Source organism: Arthrobacter sp. AFG20 (assembly GCF_002892795.1).
Lineage (GTDB): Bacteria > Actinomycetota > Actinomycetes > Actinomycetales > Micrococcaceae > Arthrobacter.
The window spans coordinates 158,225-174,107 of record NZ_PJMC01000003.1; the positions used below are offsets into that span (position 1 = coordinate 158,225).

The following is a 15,883-nucleotide window of genomic DNA, read 5'->3' on the forward strand; positions in this document are numbered from 1 at the left end:
TTGGTTGAGGCCAGTTCTTGGCAGGTGCCGGTCAGATCGAGGTCAGATAGGTACGGATTTCCCAGTCGCTCACCTGGTTGTGCCAGGTCAGGAACTCCTCTTCCTTGGCGTCGGCGTAGTAGTTGCCGATCGCCTCGTTCCCGCTGAGGCTCGACAGGATCACAGGATCCCGACGCAGGGCCTCCACTGCGTGGAGCAGAGTTGCCGGCAACAGGTGGGCATCGGGCCGTGCTTCGCCCGGACCGGAGGGTGCACCTGGGTCCACATCCCTTCCGATGCCGTCCAGCCCGGCCTCGATGGCGGTGGCGATGGCGAGGTAGGGGTTGGCCGAGCCGTCCCCGGACCGCAGCTCGATCCGCTTTTCGTCCGGCACACGGACCATGTGGGTCCGGTCGTTGCCTCCGAAGGAGGCCTTCCGCGGTGACCACGTTGCCCCGGAGGAGCTGGTGGTGGCACCGCTGCGCTTGTAGGAATTAACCGTCGGCGCCAGGAAGGCCTGCAGCGCCGGGGCGTGCTCGAGGAGGCCGCCGATGAAGGAGTATGCGAGCTCTGACAACCCAAGGCCGCGGTCGCCGTCGTCCCCGGGGAAAAGGGCATCCGCCCCTGACCACAGGGACAGGTGGAAGTGCAGGCCCGTGCCGGTGCGGTCGGTGAAAGGCTTGGGCATGAAGGTTGCCGTCATGCCGCGCTGTTCGGCGAGGATGTTCAGGATGTAGCGCAGGGAGACCACACGATCGGCAGTGGTCAGGGCGTCGGCGTAGTTAAAGTTCTGTTCGAACTGGCCGGCGGCGTCCTCGTGGTCGCTGGCGTAGTTGCCCCAGCCCAGGCTGTTCATGGCCGTGGAGATGGAGGTGAGGTGCTCGTACATGCGGGTGACGCCGCGTGCGTCATAGCAGGGACGGGGCGAGTCGTCGCGGGTATCGGCGGTGCTGAGGGTGCCGTCCGGGTTCTTGTTGACGAGGAAGTATTCCACCTCGGCGCCGATCTTTGCCTGCATTCCCTTCTCAGCCAGGCGGGCGAGGGTGTTCTTGAGGATGACGCGGGGCGCGTAGGGCCAGGGCTTGCCGTCGACGTAGGGGTCACAGTGGATCAGCGCCAGACCTTCTTTGATGAACGGCACCGGGGTGAAGGACGCGAGGTCGGGAATGGCAATGAGGTCTGAGTCCTGCGGCTTCTGGCCAATGAGGCCGGCGGCGTAGCCGGCGAATCCCATGGCTCCGGCCTCGAGCTCGTCGGCGGCTTCGACGGGCACCAGCTTGGCGCACGGCTTGCCGGTCATGTCCACGAAGGTGGCCAGCAGGAAGCGGACATCGTGGGCCTTGGCGATGTCCGCCAGGGCGATCCGCCCGGCTTCCAGCGAAGCGGCGGGCTCCGTTGCTACTTCAGGTGTTGCGAGGCTTGTCATCGGAACTGTCCTGTTCGGTTCGGTGTTACCTGCGGTGAAACGTTGTTGAACCACAGTAGCCAACCCGATGTTACAAAAGAGCGCTCCGATTGTTAAATCTGAAAGACGGGCGGAGTCGGTGATGGCAACGGGAAATTAACTCAGGCGAAACCCGCCGCGGTTCACTACGGTGAATCATGGTTTCACGTCACTACTCGATCAATCCAGGAGGATAACGTGGAAATCACCACCACAGGCACACTCAGCAAGGCGGGCTCAATCCATAAAGTGGAGGGCGGTTACCTTGGCCTGCCGGCGATGAACGAGCCGGGCTGCGAGGCAGCCATCGGGGACTCCCTGTCCAACCCGGAGGGCGCGGCCATCAGCGCCGGCTTCTTCGAACTCAAGGCCTCCGAGCCGCTGGTCTACGAATACACCTACGACGAAATGAAGGTGGTGGTGCAGGGGGAGTTCATCCTGACGGACCAGGCCACGGGGGACGTCACGCGCGCCAAGGAACGGGACGTCCTGTTTTTCCCCAAGGGCACCACGGTCAAGTTCGAAACCCCGGACTACGCCCTGGGGTTTTACACCGGCCACCGTTCCTTCGCCCCCTAGCCCGCGGCCATGGGACCCATGTCCACACCCCCGTCCAGAACCATTTACGCAACGTTCGGTGCCGAAGCGCACTCCGGCGCCGGTCCGGAGACCGGACACCAATCCGGCACAGAATTCCGCCCGGACCTGGCTGTCGGGCAGGCATCGCCGGACTCGCTGAAACGTCTGAAGGATGTCCTCAACCAGGCCTACGTGGGGGTACGCCTTGTGATCGCCGGCCCGTCGGCTGACATCCTTGCCGCACGCGCCGCTGCGGCGGAATGCGGCATGGTGGAGGAAGAAATGACCCTGCTGCACCGGGTCGACGGACACCGGCGCGTATTCTGCGCCCACTGCCGGGCCACAACCTCCATGCCTGAGGCGTCTGCCCATGAGATCGGCTGCAGTGGCTGCGCCACTGTCCTGTCCGTATCGGAGCACTTCTCGCGGCGTCTTGCTGCGCACCTCGGCTACGCCGCCCACGCGGAGGAGGCGGCGTGACGGCCACAGCGCTCCTGGCGGGCGGCCTCAAGCTGCAGGTTGCTGAAGTCACCGCCCAAACGCCCTCCATCACCAGCATCACATTCACGGATCCGGCCGGCGGTCCGCTGCCAGCCTATGTTCCGGGAAGCCACCTGCTCGTCCAGTGCGGCGACGGCGTCAATGCCTACTCGCTGACCGGTTCAGGCAGGTCGCCGTCGGACTACAGCGTCTCGGTCCTCCGCGTTGCGAGCGGCGCGGGCGGATCAGCCGCCATGCACCGCCTCCGTGCTGGTGATCGGGTTCTGGTTTCCCGTCCCCGCAGCGCCTTCACCCCCATGGCCACGGCCAGGCACCACCTGCTCATCGCAGGAGGGATCGGCGTCACGCCCATGCTCTCCCACGCGCGGGCCGCCGCGGAGTGGGGCATGGCAGCAACCATGATCTACATGTATCGGCCCGCGGAAGGGGCACATGTTCCGGAACTCAGGGAGCTGCTCGACACCCGCCTCGTGGAATGCACGGACCGGGGCAGCTTCCGGCAGGCACTGGCGGAGAAACTCAGCAGTCAGCGGCTGGGCACGCACCTTTACGTCTGCGGACCCGCAGCCTTCATGGAGTCCGTGCTCGCCAGCGCCCGGGAGTTGGGCTGGCCGGAAACACGCCTGCACTCAGAGCCGTTTGGCACACCGGAACTCGACGCCGGTCAACCGTTCCGGGCGAAGCTCACCCGGAGCGGAATACAGGTTGAAATCCCTGCCGGCGTATCGCTGCTGGAGGCCCTGGAGGGCGCCGACGTCGGAGTTCCGAACATGTGCCGGAAGGGCGTTTGCGGTGAATGCTCCGTCGCCGTTCTCCGTGGCACCCCGCAGCACCGCGACCTGTACCTGAGCGAGGACCAGAAAGCTTCCGGCCGGACCATGATGTGCTGCGTCTCCCGCAGCCTGGACCAAGAATTGGAGCTTGACCTTTGAGCACGAACCTCATCGACCACGCAATTCCCCAGGAGGCGGCGACCATCCTCCCGGAACGCATCACGCGCTTTCCGTTCCCGTTCTCCGCCGACAGCTACCGCTACAGCACCAACATCGAGCCCGCCCTCAAGCCTGTAAGCACCGAGGCAGGCGGCTGGGGCACCCGTCTACTGGACATCGACGAACACTATCTGCAGGAACTCGGGGAGCGCGCCGCGGTGCTGCAGCGGGACCCCTCCCGGCTGCAGGTTCTGCCCCACATGCGCCCCGCCGTCTGGGATGCCATCACCACCCTGCTGCCGATCATGGCCGACGAACACCCGGAAACGATGTCCTTCGAACGGAAGGGTGACTCCTGCCGGTGGCAGAACCGGCTGCACAACCTGGACCTGGAGTTCACGGCCGGCGTAGATGCGTCCCTGCCCGCCGAACCCCTCCTGTTCCTGGGCAGCCAGATCCAGGACGACATCGCCCTCCTAGACCAGCGCGAGAACGCGCTCTGGCTCGACGCCGGGCTGGTGACCTTCGCCGCCGACTGGTCCCTCGGGTTCGACGTCGGCATGAAATTCCTGGAAGTCCACGGCCCCGTCCCCCGGGTGCACGACGAGCAGATCATCACCCGTGCCCAGCAGTTCCTGATGAATCTCCAGCCCGGGGAGAAATACCGGCGGACCAACTGGACCATGACCGTCGGTCGGCGCCTGGACACCTCCACCGAGACCTATCCCGAATGGGCACAGGACCGCAGCGCCGTCGTGACCGATCCTGCCCTGCCCGACAGGCTGCACCTGCGGGTGGAAGTCCAGCACCTCATCCGCCTTCCCCACTCAGGAGCAATCCTGTTCCTGGTCCGCACCCACCTGCTGTCCCTGGCCGACATTGCCCGCGTTCCGGCCTGGCGGGAACGCCTCGGCCGGGTCCTGGCCGAACTTCCGCCTGACATGGCCGGCTACAAGGGCATCAGCCGCTACCGCGAGGCCGCGTCCGCCTGGCTTCTGGCCGGCTGAATACCCAACTGAAAATCCCCTTTCCGTCCCTGATTGGAGTTTCCATGAATTCTGGAGATGTTGCCTGGATTCTCGCCGCCAGTGCCCTGGTGTGCATGATGATCCCCGCACTGGCCCTGTTCTACGGGGGCATGGTGGGTTCCCGCAGGATCCTGAACATGATGATGATGTGCTTCGGCGGGGTGAGCGTCGTCGCTGTCCTCTGGGCGGTGTTCGGCTACTCGATGGTCTTCGGCAATTCCCTCGGCGGGGCCGGCCTCATCGGTGACGTCACCGAGTACCTCGGCCTGGGCCAGCTGCTGGCCGAGGATCCCGATGCCGCCATACCGCCTGCACTTTTCGCCGCCTTCCAGCTGTTCTTCGCCGGAATCACCACCGCCATCATCGCCGGAGCCGCGGCTGGCCGGATGAAGTTCGGTGCGTGGATGACCTTCGCCGCGCTGTGGGCAACCCTGGTCTACTTCCCGGTGGCCCACTGGGTTTTCGCCTTCAGCTCGGCGGACGGTTCAGTAACCGGCGGCTGGATCGTCAACAACCTCAAGGCGGTCGACTTCGCCGGCGGAACGGCCGTGCACATGAACGCCGGAATCGCAGCCCTCGCCCTCGCGCTGGTCCTGGGACGCAGCGCGGGCTGGCCCAAGAGCGAGCACGTCAAGCCGCACAGCCGCCCGCTGGTGCTGGTCGGAGCGGGACTGCTGTGGGCCGGCTGGTTCGGCTTCAACGCCGGTTCCGCCCTTACCGCCGGGCACTCGGCGTCGGTGGTCTTCCTGAACACGGCCGTGGCTGGAGCCGCCGGCCTGCTCGCCTGGGCCCTTGTGGAACGCATCAGGCTGGGTAGCGCCAGCAGCATGGGCGCCGCTTCCGGACTGATTTCGGCCCTCGTGGCCATCACCCCTGCGTGCGGTGCCGTGAGCCCGCTTGGCGCGCTGGCCATCGGACTCATCGCCGGGGCCGTCTGCTCGCTTGCCATCGAGCTGAAGTTCCGGCTCGGGTTTGACGACTCCCTCGACGTCGTCGGCGTGCACCTCATCGGCGGCATCATCGGAACCCTGCTAATTGGGCTCTTCGCCACGGACGCCGCCCCGAACAAGGTTAACGGACTCTTCTACGGCGGAGGGTTTGACCTGCTCGGCATCCAGACCGTCGCAACCGTGGCCGTGCTGGCCTACTCCTTTGCCGTCACGTGGGTCATCGCCAAGGTCCTCAACATCACCGTAGGCCTCCGCATCGACGAGGCAGCCGAACTCCGCGGCATCGACATTGCTGCCCACTCCGAATCCGCCTACCTGATGGATGAGGAGCCCGTGGAACTGGGCTCCCCGCACCGGGTCTGAAATTACGCACACGTAGGGCCTGGCACGGACAGTGCCAGGCCCTACGTGTGCGCCGGCCCCGTGTCGGGCTACCCCGCCAGCTCCGCATACCCAACAGCCTGCTCGCCCACTTGCGCCAGGTAGGCCTCGGACTGGTTATAGGACCAGATGGCATCGGTCCAGCCCTGGTCCGTGGTGAGATCGCGGCCGCCGGCACACAGGTAGCCGGCAGCGCTGAGGGCGGCGTCGTCGATGTTGTGCGGATCGGCCACGCCGTCACCGTTTGCGTCCTTTCCTTCCATCTTCCAGGTGGAGGGAATGAACTGCATGGGTCCGACGGCGCGGTCCCAGCGGGCGTCGCCGTCGAGCGCGCCGGCGTCGGTGTCGGCAATGGCGGCGAAGCCATCGCCATTGAGGCCGGGGCCGACGATCGGACCGCTCACGTCTCCCGAAGCCGCGAGGTGGCCTCCGCCGAGGGCGCCATGATGCGATTCGACGAACCCGACGGCAGCCACCGTGTTCCAGCCGATCCCGCACGCCGGTGCTGCGGCATTCGCCATGCCGGCCGCGGCAACGTACGCCCTAAGAGCCCGTGCAGGAATCCCAGTCTGCACAGCGGTCCGGGCCAGCCAGCCTGGCTCAACAGTCCTGGTGATGTTTACGGCATGCGCACTGCCGCTTGCCAGCGGCACGAACTTTCCTGCCGTCTGCGGCGGAGCCGACTGGGCCGCACGCACACCCGCTCCGGAATTCCCCGCGCCGGGCAAGCCTGCATCGGTCACACCCAGAAGCCAGAACGCGCCCGCGGTAATGGCGCAGAACGCGAAAAGGCTGAGAACCGCAAGGCGTTTCAGACGGAGCACGGAACAGCCTAACCCGGCGGCGGCGCGCCATGTGCCCACCGGCATGAAGTGGCGTCACGAGCTTGTTGCGCACATCACATTGTCCTGTTATCGTTTCTCCGCCTAATGACAAGCACCTCCCACACAATGGGAGATTCGGCGCCAAGAGCGCAGGCAGGGATGACATGACTGACGAACTACACATCGAGGGCAACGCCCTCCCACTCCGCGGCATCCGCGTGCTCGAGCTGGGCAGCTTCATCGCGGCCCCGTTCGCCGCCCGCCTCTTCGGTGACTTCGGCGCGGAGGTTATCAAGATCGAAAAGCCACAGGGCGGCGACGAACTGCGCGACTGGCGCAAGACCCGCGGCACCACCTCCATGCTGTTCCGCACCATCGGCCGCAACAAGAAGTCCGTGGCCCTGGACCTCCGATCCGAGGCGGGCCGCGAGGCAGTCAAGAAGATTGCTGCCCAGTGCGACGTGGTCATCGAGAACTTCCGCCCCGGCACCCTCGAGAAGTGGGGCCTCGGCCCGGACGTGCTGCAGGAACTCAACCCCGAAGTAGTCATGGTCCGGATCTCCGGCTATGGCCAGACCGGACCGTACAAAAACCGAGCCGGATTCGGCAGCTCCGCAGAGTCGTTTGCCGGCCTGCGCTACATCACGGGCGAACCGGACCGCCCAGCCGGCCGTGCGGCGGCCAGCATGGGCGACACCGTCGCCGGACTCTACGGCGTCATCGGTGCCCTGATGCTCATGCTCCAGAAGGCCCGCGGGCTGGAGGCGGGAACTTCCCAGGTTGTCGACGTCGCCCTCTATGAAGGGGTCTTCAGCCTGCTCGAATCGCTGGTCCCGGATTATGACGCCTACGGCATGATCCGGCAGCGCACCGGCGGCGCGCTGCCCGGCGTCGTACCTACTGGCTCCTATCTCTGCCAGGACGAACTCGAAGTGGTCATCGGCGGCAACTCCAACTCCGTCTTCGTCCGGCTCATGCGGGCCATCGGCCGCAACGACCTCGCCGAGGACGCCACCCTGCTCACCACGGAGGCACGCGGCGCCCGGGAGGAAGAGCTCAACGGCGCCATCTCTGCCTGGACCGGCAGCATGCCCCTCACCGAGGTCCTCGACAAGTTGGACGACGCCGGGGTGCCAGCCGGTCCCGTCTACGACGCCCCCAGCATCGCCGTTGACCGCCACTACCTGGCCCGCGACATGATCCAGACCCACGAGGTGGTCATCGAGGACGAGCCCGAACTGATCCGGTTCCCCGGCGTCGTGCCGAAGATCCCGGGTCACGAGGGCCGGGTCAAATGGGTCGGGCCCGAACTCGGCCAGCACACGGCCGAGGTCCTGCAGGAGCTCGCCGGCATGAATGCAGACGAGATCGCCGGCCTCGGACTGCAGGAGGCGCGCTGAACATGAAGGTCGAAATCACTGACGTGTTCTTGCGGGACGGACTCCAGGACGAGCCCGTCATCGTTTCCACTGCACACAAGCTGGAGATCGCCGGGGCCCTCGTCGACGCCGGGCTGAAGCGCATCGAGGTCGCCTCCTTCGTGAACCCGAAGCGGGTTCCGCAGATGGCCGACGCCGCCGAGGTGGTCGCGTCGCTGCCGGCGGTTCCGGAGGTCACGTACACCAGTCTGGCGCTCAACGGCCGCGGCATCCAGCGAGCTGTCGACGCCGGGGCCACGGACATTCAGGTGGTCACCTCGGCGAGCCAGGCGCACAGCAACGCCAACGCCGGCCAGAGCATCGAGGACGCACTGGCCAGCCTTGGCGCGGCCGTGGCCGGGTTCCCGGAAATCCGGTTCTTCGCAGGAATCTCCACCGCCTTCACCTGCCCGTTCGAGGGCGCGGTCGACCCCGCCTACCTGCTGCGCGTGGTGCGTGCCTTCGCGGACATGGGTATCACCGACGTCGGGCTCGCGGACACGCTGGGCACCACGCCCACCGAGCAGGTGATGGCCAGCCTGGTCCACGTCCGCGACGCCGAACCGGACCTCACGTACTACCTGCACCTGCACAATGCGCACAGCCAGGCGCTGGCCACCGCGAGCGCGGCGGTGGAGACCGGCGTCGTCCGTTTCGATGCCGCCCTCGGCGGCTACGGCGGCTGCCCGTTCGCCCCCGGGGCGCACGGCAACATCGCCACGGAGGAGCTTGTCCGGCACCTGCACGACGCCGGACACCAGACGGGCATCGACGAAGATCGCCTCGCCGATGCCGTACGGCTCGCCCGCGACGTCATCGCCCAATCCCCGGCAGCCGGCGTTCTCGATCCCGCCCGCTAAACCCTTTTTCCTGCTTCAACTCCCGTCCACAGGCCGCCGCGGCGGTCTTCCCACCAAACGTTTTGGGGACAATGATGTCTACAAATTCACGTACCACGGACCTCACCATCGAACCTACCGACCGGCCAATGCGGGAGAAGGGCCCAGATCGGCTGGGGCTCAATATCGCCAGCATTCCAGCCCCGCTCTACCTCGTCCTCGCCGGGCTGGTCCTGGCAGCGGCGATCACCGGCAACCTCCCGGACACCATGGTGGTCGGCTTCGCCACCACCATCCTGCTCGGCGGGCTCTTCATCTGGATTGGCAACCTGTTCCCGGTGGTCCGCGACTTCGGGCTGCCAACAATCCTGTGTACCTTCGCTCCCGCCACCCTGGCGTTCCTCGGTCTGATGCCCGAGAACCTCGTCACGGTGGTGCAGAACTTCATCGACGGACACGGATTCCTGGACTTCTTCGTCGTCGGCATCATCGCCGGCTCCATTCTCGGCATGCCCCGTGCGCTCCTGCTGAAGGCAGGACCGCGCTTTGCGGTGCCCGTCGTAGGTTGCCTCATCGCCACCTTCGTCCTGGTCGGGCTCATCGCGGCCCTCACGGGCTTCGGGTTCATCGAAGGCATCCTCTTTGTCGCCGCGCCCATCATGGCGGGCGGCCTGGGCGTCGGGGCCCTGCCCATGTCCGAGATGTACGCCTCGGCCACCGGCGGCGACTCCGCCACCTTTATGGGCGACCTGATGTCCGCCGTCGTCATGGCCAACGTTGTGTGCATCCTCATCGCCGGCATCTACAACGGCCTGGGCAAGCGCAAGAAGCAGCTTTTCATCGGCTTCAACGGCCACGGCCAGCTGCTGCGGATCAAGGGCCGCTCCGATGAGCTCACACTGCCGCCCAAGCGAGACGCTTCCTCGTTCATCGCCCTCGGCAAGGGCCTTCTCATCGCTGGCAGCCTCTTCGTCTTCGGCAACCTAATGGCCGCTTTCCTCCCCGGCCTGCACCCCTACGCCTGGGCCATCATCGCCGCAGCCGCCGTCAAAATCTTCGGGCTGCTCCCGCAGGATGTTGAGGACTCCACAGCGGACTGGGGCGACCTGATCGGCGCCGTCCTGGTCCCCGCCCTCCTGGTGGGCGTCAGCCTGACTTACATCGACATCACCGATGTCCTCGCCTCGCTGAGCAACCCCCTGTTCATCCTGCTCACCATCTGCACCGTCATCATCGCCACCCTGACCTCCGGCGTTCTCGGGTGGCTCGTAAAGTTCAACTTCGTCGAAGCCTCCATCACACCCGGGCTGGTCATGGCGGACACCGGCGGCAGCGGCGACGTCTCCGTGCTGAGCGCGGCGAACCGCATGCACCTGATGCCGTTCGCGGCCCTCACCAACCGCCTCGGCGGCGCGCTGGTGCTCTTCGTGACGTCACTGATCGTCCCGTTTCTCACCTAAGAAAGGTCCATCGTGACTCACAACATCCTGGCCGTCGGCGGCCGTTCTCCCCAGATCACGGGCGACGCGTGGGTTGCGCCCACCGCCACCGTCGTCGGATCCGCCACCATCGGGGCAGGGACCGGGATCTTCTACGGCGCCGTCATTCGTGCGGACATGGAGGACATCAGCGTCGGCGAGGGCAGCAACGTCCAGGACACCGCGGTCGTCCACGCCGACCCCGGCTACCCGGCACGCGTGGGCAACCACGTCAGCGTAGGGCACGGCGCGGTGCTGCATGGCTGCACGGTGGGCGACGGGGCACTCATCGGTATGAACGCCACGGTCCTGAACGGCGCCCTCATCGGCGCCGGCTCCCTGGTGGCCGCGAACGCGCTGGTCCTTGAGGGCACCGAGGTGCCGCCAGGCTCGCTCGTGGCGGGCGTGCCGGCCAAGGTACGCCGGCCACTAACCCCGGAGGAAATCGAACATTGCCGGCAAAACGCCCTAACGTACGCCACTCTTACCCTGGGGCACCGGGACGCCTCTGCCGTGGCGCTGCCGGCCTGACCAGTTCCCGCCCCACGAACACAAGGACAGCCAATGACCACCGCTTCCACCACTTCCCGTCCAGCCACTGCAGTTCCCGACGGGCAGGCCGCCGCCCTCCCCGACGAGGGCCACGTCTCTGCGGCCGTCGCGGACGTCCTGGCCGAGCGCGCAGGACACCTGTTCGGGCTGATGGGCAACGGCAACGCCCACCTCATCAGCCGGCTCACCCGCTGCGGCTTTCCCTTCACGTCGGCCCGCCACGAGGCCGCGACCGTCGCCATGGCCGACGCGTACCACCGGGCCACCGGGGGCATCGCGGCCGCCACCACCACCTACGGCGCAGGCTTCACCAACGCCTACACCACTCTCTCCGAAGCCCGGCTGGCGCGCATCCCGCTGGTATACGTCGTCGGAGACGCCCCGGCCTGCGGCCGCCGGCCGTTCGACATCGACCAGACCAAAGCGGCCGAAGCGGCCGGCGTCACCACGCTAGTGGCTCGCCCGGACAATGCCGCCGCAGTGACCCACCGAGCCTTCGATCTCGCGCTGCAGACCGTTCAGCCGGTGGTGCTCGCCATTCCCTACGATCTCGCCACCGCTCCCCTGCAGGCTCCGGTGCCGCTGGAACCCCTTCCGGCCAAGCCAGCGTGGCCTGCGGCAGCTGATGAGCTGGATCGGGTGGCGGAATTGCTCGCCTCGGCGCGGCGGCCGCTCATCCTGGCCGGGCGCGGCGTGCTGCTGGCCGGTGCAACCGCCCAGCTGCGGGAAGTGGGCGACCGGCTGGGCGCCCTCTTCATGACCTCGGTGATGGCCGCCAACGCCTTCGGCAGTGAGTGGGACCTGGGCATCGCCGGTGGCTTCACCCGCAACCACCGCCTTGAGGTCGCCCGCCAGGCGGACGTCGTCCTGGTAGTCGGGGCAAGCCTCAACACCTTCCAGACCCGCTACGGAACGCTGTTCCCGGCAGACACCAGGATCATCCGCCTCGACAACGAACCCGACGCCGGGCAGAACGCCGGCGCCGAATACGTTCGGGCGGACATCCTGCCGTTCGCTGAGGGACTGTTGGAAAGGGTGCCGGCGGCAGGATCACCAACCTGGCGGGATGGTGTCCCCGAAGTGTCGGGAACGGATTTCCGTTCGTCCAGCCCGGTGGAGGACCCTGTCGAGTTCGGGCCGGACGGCCGACTCAACCCGCGTGCCGTCGTCGCCGCCCTGGACCGGATCCTGCCGGCCGAACGTTCCGTGGTCATGGACGGCGGGCACTTCATCGGCTGGGCGCCGATGTACCTTTCCGTCCCGGACCCGCACGCCATGGTCCTGGTGGGGACCGCCTTCCAGTCCATCGGGCTCGGGTTCGGTTCCGCCGCGGGCGTCTCCGTTGCCCGGCCGGAACGCACCACCGTCCTGGTCAGCGGCGACGGCGGCGGCCTGATGGGGCTGTCCGATTTCGAGACGTTCCTTCGGGCCACCCGCAAGGGTGTCGTCGTCGTGCTCAATGACTCGGCACGGGGCGGAACTGCACCAGTACGCCGCAAAGGGGCTGCACGACCAGGCCATGCTTATCGACGAAGTGGACTTTGCCGCCGTCGGACGCGCCCTGGGTGCCGAGGCAATCAAGGCCCGCACCCTTGCCGACCTGGGGCAGCTCGAGAGCTGGCTGGCCACGCACGACAACGGCGTGTTCGTTCTGGACGTGGCGATTTCCCAGAAGGTGATTGCCGAGTTCATGGCGGAGTCGTTGGCCGCCAAGGGCTGAGCCGGCAACATAAGCTGGCCACATGCCGCCTACTGAACAGAACGGAAGCAACCGCACGCTGGAGCGTGCCGCCGCAATCCTTGACGCGGTTGGCCGGTCCGCCGTATCAGCCAGTGAGCTGTCCCGGCGGACCGGCCTGTCGCTGTCCACAGCGCACCGGCTGGCCCTGCAGATGGTGGATTACGGTTTCCTGCGCCGCACCGAGGGCGGCACGTTCCGGCTCGGGCAGCGCTTCGTCCGTTCGGCCTTGGAGAACGCCGCCCTGCCCGTGCTCCACGAGCTCCGCGACAACACCGGCGAAACCGCGCAGCTCTGGGTCCGGCGAGGGGACGAAAGGGTCTGCCTCCTCAGCGCTGACAGCCGGCACGAACTGCGCGCCACCCTGCCGCCGGGTTCGAGGCTCCCCCTGCCCGCCGGTTCCAGCGGACGGCTCCTCGCCGCCGACGACGAGGTGCTGACGGAGCTGGCTTCGGCGGGCTGGATCGAATCGGTTGGCTCCCGCACGCCAGGCCTCGGGTCCATCAGCGCCCCCGTGCAGACAGAGGAAGGAATCATCGCCGCCGTCTGCCTCGCCATGCCCTTGGCCCGGGTCACCGGCTCGCCCGGCCAGGACCACGGTGCCGTTGTTGTGCAGGCAGCACGACGGATCGAGGACGCGGTACGGGAAGGGGGCTAGGTACCGAGGCTTGACAGAGTTCTGACCTCAAGGTCTAATTTTTCGCAGAGCACCGAACATGATGCACGCGGACCATACGCGTGGACAGGCTTACATCAGAGCCCGTGGGGGCGGTGCACCAGCGGCCTACAGGCCACACATATTGGCATCCGGTAGACGCTGCTTACGCAGACATCCGGAAGCGCCCTGCCGCCGACTCGCGAGCGGCCCAAAACTCTGAACAGCTCGAAACTTTCAACAGCCCAAAGGACACGCATGCCCGACACCACCAAGACCATCGACATCCAGGTAAACGAGCGCCATATCCTCGACGAGAGGCTGGATGCCGCCGTCAAGTGCCTTCAGGAGGCGGCCATGCTCACCGGAACACACGGGATCATGGTCACCCGCACCAGGCCCGGGAGCTACACCGCCACGCTCTCCGACCAGGTCCCATTCGGCATGACCCGCGAAAATATCCTCTAAACTTTGGGGACCTTAACCCGTCCCCGGTATTCGGGAATACCTGGCGGCGCCCACTCGTTGAGACCTGCGAATGCGCGCCGTCCGGCGCACAGTCGAAGGAGTAAAAACCATGGCAACTGACTACGACGCCCCTCGCGTGGCCCAAGAGGACCAGCCGGCCAACGAGTCCCTGGAGGCCATCCAGTCCCGCCAGGGCGGATCCCAAACTGCCCTGCTTGATGTTGAAGAAGCCGACACCGCCGAAGGCATCGACCTTCCCGGTGCTGACCTGTCGCACGAAGAGCTGCTGATCCAGGTTGTTCCGGTGCAGGAAGATGAGTTCACCTGTATGTCCTGCTTCCTGGTCCACCACCGCAGCCAGCTCGCGCGGGAAAAAGACGGCAAGAAGTACTGCTCGGAGTGTGAAGGCTAGCACCAGAGGGCTAGCTCTGAAGGGCCAGCACTGAGAAGATAGCGCTGTGCTGGCCCGGCTCCGATCGTCCTGGACCGCCGTCGTTCCCTTCGTCGGCCTGATCGTGCTGGCCGTCACCTGGGGAGTTTCTCCCGGCCCGGTGCTGGCCACCGTCATTGCGGTGGTCTTGGTAGGCGCGGTCCTGGCGGCCGTGCATCACGCGGAGGTGGTGGCGCAGCGCGTCGGCGAGCCCTTCGGATCGCTTGTGCTGGCGGTCGCCGTGACAATCATCGAGGTGGCCCTCATCGTGACGCTGATCGCGTCCGGCGGAGAGGGAAGCCACTCGCTGGCCCGCGACACCGTATTCGCCGCGGTTATGATCACGGCCAACGGCATCGTCGGTATTGCCCTGCTGGTGGGTGCCCGCAGGTATGGCATCCCACGGTTCAACCCGGAGGGAGCCGGTGCCGCCCTGGCGGTGGTCACCACACTGGCAACCCTGACGCTGGTCCTGCCGACGTTCACGTCATCGCGGCCCGGACCTGAATTTTCGCCCCTGCAGCTGGGCTTCGCGGCCGTGGCCTCGCTTGCCCTTTACGGTGTATTCGTGCTGACCCAAACGGTCCGCCACCGCCACTTTTTCCTTCCTGTTATATCCCCCGACGACGGCGGGGACGACGTGCACGGCCCCACCCCCACCAACAGGGTCACCTACACGAGCCTGGCGTTGCTGTGTGCGGCGCTGGTCGCCGTCGTCGGACTGGCCAAAACGGTATCCCCGGTGATCGAAGCTGGTGTCAGCCGCGCCGAGATCCCGGAGTCCTTCGTGGGCGTGATCATCGCCCTCCTGGTCCTGCTGCCGGAGGGCCTCGCCGCCTCCCGGGCCGCCTCCCGGAACAGGATCCAGATCAGCCTCAACCTGGCATACGGCTCGGCCATAGCCAGCATCGGCCTGACGATTCCCGCCATCGCCATAGCCAGCATCTGGCTGCCGGGACCGCTGACGCTGGGGCTCGGCGGCACGCAGATAGTCCTGTTCCTGCTGACTGTCATCGTGGGAACACTCACTGTTGTGCCCGGCCGTGCCACCCGCCTGCAGGGGGCCATCCACCTGGTGCTGTTCGCCGCATTCCTGTTCCTCGCCATGTTTCCGTAACTGGATTCACGCAGGAGGTCCGGGCGGCGGTCAAACGCCTCCAACTGCCACTTCGCTATCATGGCTTCATGACTTCCCCTCCAGGGAGCGACGCTGACCTCCTGCTCGAGCGGCAGCTCTGCTTCGCCCTCGCTGTCGCCTCGCGCACCGTCATCGGCGCCTACCGGCCCGTGCTGCAGGAGCTCAACCTGACCCACCCGCAGTACCTGGTGATGCTGGCGCTGTGGGAGAAGAGCCCGCGTTCCGTCAAGGAAATCAGCGACGCCCTCCTCCTGGTCCCGGCCACCCTGTCTCCCCTGCTCAAGCGGCTCGAAGCCCTGGGATATGTCACCCGCCGCCGCGTTCCCGGGGATGAACGCTCCCTTGCAGTCGGTCTGACCCCCGAAGGGACCGCGCTCCGCGATAAGGCGATGGGCGTGCCCGGCACCATGCTGGCCAAGCTCGGCCTCACCCGCGCCCAGGCGGAGGACATCCACGTTGCCATGACGCAGCTCATCGAATCCGCCCAGATCGATCACACCCTGCAGGCTGAGCCCAACGTGGACGACGAAGCCACGGCCTAGGCGGAGC

Annotated in this window: 17 protein-coding genes and 1 pseudogene; 16 read left to right on the forward strand and 2 right to left on the reverse strand. The window is 66.6% G+C overall.

The window, feature by feature from the left end:
* Positions 1 to 31: 31 nt before the first annotated feature.
* Positions 32 to 1,405, reverse strand: coding sequence for a type III glutamate--ammonia ligase (gene glnT / locus CXZ05_RS04385; RefSeq protein WP_102971399.1), 1,374 nt, complete (start codon positions 1,403 to 1,405; stop codon positions 32 to 34).
* Positions 1,406 to 1,621: 216 nt separating this feature from the next.
* Here glnT and CXZ05_RS04390 point away from each other — a divergent pair, with 216 nt between their 5' ends.
* From CXZ05_RS04390 to CXZ05_RS04410, 5 genes are read left to right on the forward strand one after another with little or no spacing between them, the layout of a single operon-like run.
* Positions 1,622 to 2,002 (forward strand): cupin domain-containing protein, encoded by a 381-nt coding sequence (locus CXZ05_RS04390; protein ID WP_102971400.1) that lies wholly within the window; start codon positions 1,622 to 1,624, stop codon positions 2,000 to 2,002.
* Between the two features lie 18 nt (positions 2,003 to 2,020).
* A complete protein-coding gene (locus tag CXZ05_RS04395) occupies positions 2,021 to 2,482 on the forward strand; it encodes a dimethylamine monooxygenase subunit DmmA family protein (protein WP_102971401.1) in 462 nt (153 codons plus the stop codon).
* The gene (locus CXZ05_RS04400) at positions 2,479 to 3,435 is read left to right on the forward strand and encodes a PDR/VanB family oxidoreductase (RefSeq protein WP_102971402.1); all 957 of its coding nucleotides are present in this window, start codon (positions 2,479 to 2,481) and stop codon (positions 3,433 to 3,435) included. The genes CXZ05_RS04395 and CXZ05_RS04400 overlap by 4 nt, the downstream gene beginning before the upstream one ends.
* On the forward strand, positions 3,432 to 4,442 hold the full coding sequence (locus CXZ05_RS04405; protein ID WP_258006437.1) for a DUF3445 domain-containing protein: 1,011 nt from the start codon (positions 3,432 to 3,434) through the stop codon (positions 4,440 to 4,442). Before CXZ05_RS04400 ends, CXZ05_RS04405 begins: the two co-directional genes overlap by 4 nt.
* A gap of 44 nt (positions 4,443 to 4,486) precedes the next feature.
* Positions 4,487 to 5,776, forward strand: coding sequence for an ammonium transporter (locus tag CXZ05_RS04410; RefSeq protein WP_102971403.1), 1,290 nt, complete (start codon positions 4,487 to 4,489; stop codon positions 5,774 to 5,776).
* Positions 5,777 to 5,844: 68 nt separating this feature from the next.
* Here CXZ05_RS04410 and CXZ05_RS04415 read toward each other — a convergent pair whose 3' ends face one another.
* Positions 5,845 to 6,618: a lytic transglycosylase domain-containing protein gene (locus tag CXZ05_RS04415; protein ID WP_102971404.1), complete on the reverse strand. Its 774-nt coding sequence runs from the start codon at positions 6,616 to 6,618 to the stop codon at positions 5,845 to 5,847.
* Positions 6,619 to 6,782: 164 nt separating this feature from the next.
* On the opposite strand from CXZ05_RS04415, the gene CXZ05_RS04420 reads away from it, so the two are divergent.
* The 11 genes and pseudogenes from CXZ05_RS04420 to CXZ05_RS04465 all read left to right on the forward strand — a co-directional run bounded on the left by CXZ05_RS04420 (position 6,783) and on the right by CXZ05_RS04465 (position 15,876).
* On the forward strand, positions 6,783 to 8,018 hold the full coding sequence (locus CXZ05_RS04420) for a CaiB/BaiF CoA-transferase family protein (RefSeq protein WP_102971405.1): 1,236 nt from the start codon (positions 6,783 to 6,785) through the stop codon (positions 8,016 to 8,018).
* A gap of 2 nt (positions 8,019 to 8,020) precedes the next feature.
* A complete protein-coding gene (locus CXZ05_RS04425) occupies positions 8,021 to 8,896 on the forward strand; it encodes a hydroxymethylglutaryl-CoA lyase (RefSeq protein ID WP_102971406.1) in 876 nt (291 codons plus the stop codon).
* A 74-nt stretch (positions 8,897 to 8,970) separates the two neighbouring features.
* Positions 8,971 to 10,335 carry a 2-hydroxycarboxylate transporter family protein gene (locus CXZ05_RS04430; protein WP_102971407.1) on the forward strand — a complete coding sequence of 455 codons (1,365 nt, stop codon included), beginning with the start codon at positions 8,971 to 8,973 and terminating at the stop codon, positions 10,333 to 10,335.
* A 12-nt stretch (positions 10,336 to 10,347) separates the two neighbouring features.
* Entirely contained in the window at positions 10,348 to 10,884 is a 537-nt protein-coding gene (locus tag CXZ05_RS04435) for a gamma carbonic anhydrase family protein (protein ID WP_102971408.1), read from the forward strand.
* A 171-nt stretch (positions 10,885 to 11,055) separates the two neighbouring features.
* Positions 11,056 to 12,324: pseudogene (locus CXZ05_RS04440) on the forward strand (thiamine pyrophosphate-binding protein); the annotation flags it as partial.
* Positions 12,325 to 12,424: 100 nt separating this feature from the next.
* The gene (locus CXZ05_RS23320; protein ID WP_258006438.1) at positions 12,425 to 12,625 is read left to right on the forward strand and encodes a hypothetical protein; all 201 of its coding nucleotides are present in this window, start codon (positions 12,425 to 12,427) and stop codon (positions 12,623 to 12,625) included.
* Between the two features lie 22 nt (positions 12,626 to 12,647).
* Positions 12,648 to 13,301 carry an IclR family transcriptional regulator gene (locus CXZ05_RS04445; protein ID WP_102971409.1) on the forward strand — a complete coding sequence of 218 codons (654 nt, stop codon included), beginning with the start codon at positions 12,648 to 12,650 and terminating at the stop codon, positions 13,299 to 13,301.
* 255 nt (positions 13,302 to 13,556) lie between these two features.
* Positions 13,557 to 13,766 carry a hypothetical protein gene (locus CXZ05_RS04450; RefSeq protein WP_102971410.1) on the forward strand — a complete coding sequence of 70 codons (210 nt, stop codon included), beginning with the start codon at positions 13,557 to 13,559 and terminating at the stop codon, positions 13,764 to 13,766.
* Between the two features lie 109 nt (positions 13,767 to 13,875).
* Entirely contained in the window at positions 13,876 to 14,178 is a 303-nt protein-coding gene (locus CXZ05_RS04455) for a DUF4193 domain-containing protein (RefSeq protein WP_003802821.1), read from the forward strand.
* A gap of 46 nt (positions 14,179 to 14,224) precedes the next feature.
* Positions 14,225 to 15,313: a calcium:proton antiporter gene (locus CXZ05_RS04460; protein ID WP_102971411.1), complete on the forward strand. Its 1,089-nt coding sequence runs from the start codon at positions 14,225 to 14,227 to the stop codon at positions 15,311 to 15,313.
* Between the two features lie 68 nt (positions 15,314 to 15,381).
* Positions 15,382 to 15,876 (forward strand): MarR family winged helix-turn-helix transcriptional regulator, encoded by a 495-nt coding sequence (locus tag CXZ05_RS04465; RefSeq protein ID WP_102971412.1) that lies wholly within the window; start codon positions 15,382 to 15,384, stop codon positions 15,874 to 15,876.
* Positions 15,877 to 15,883: the final 7 nt, after the last annotated feature.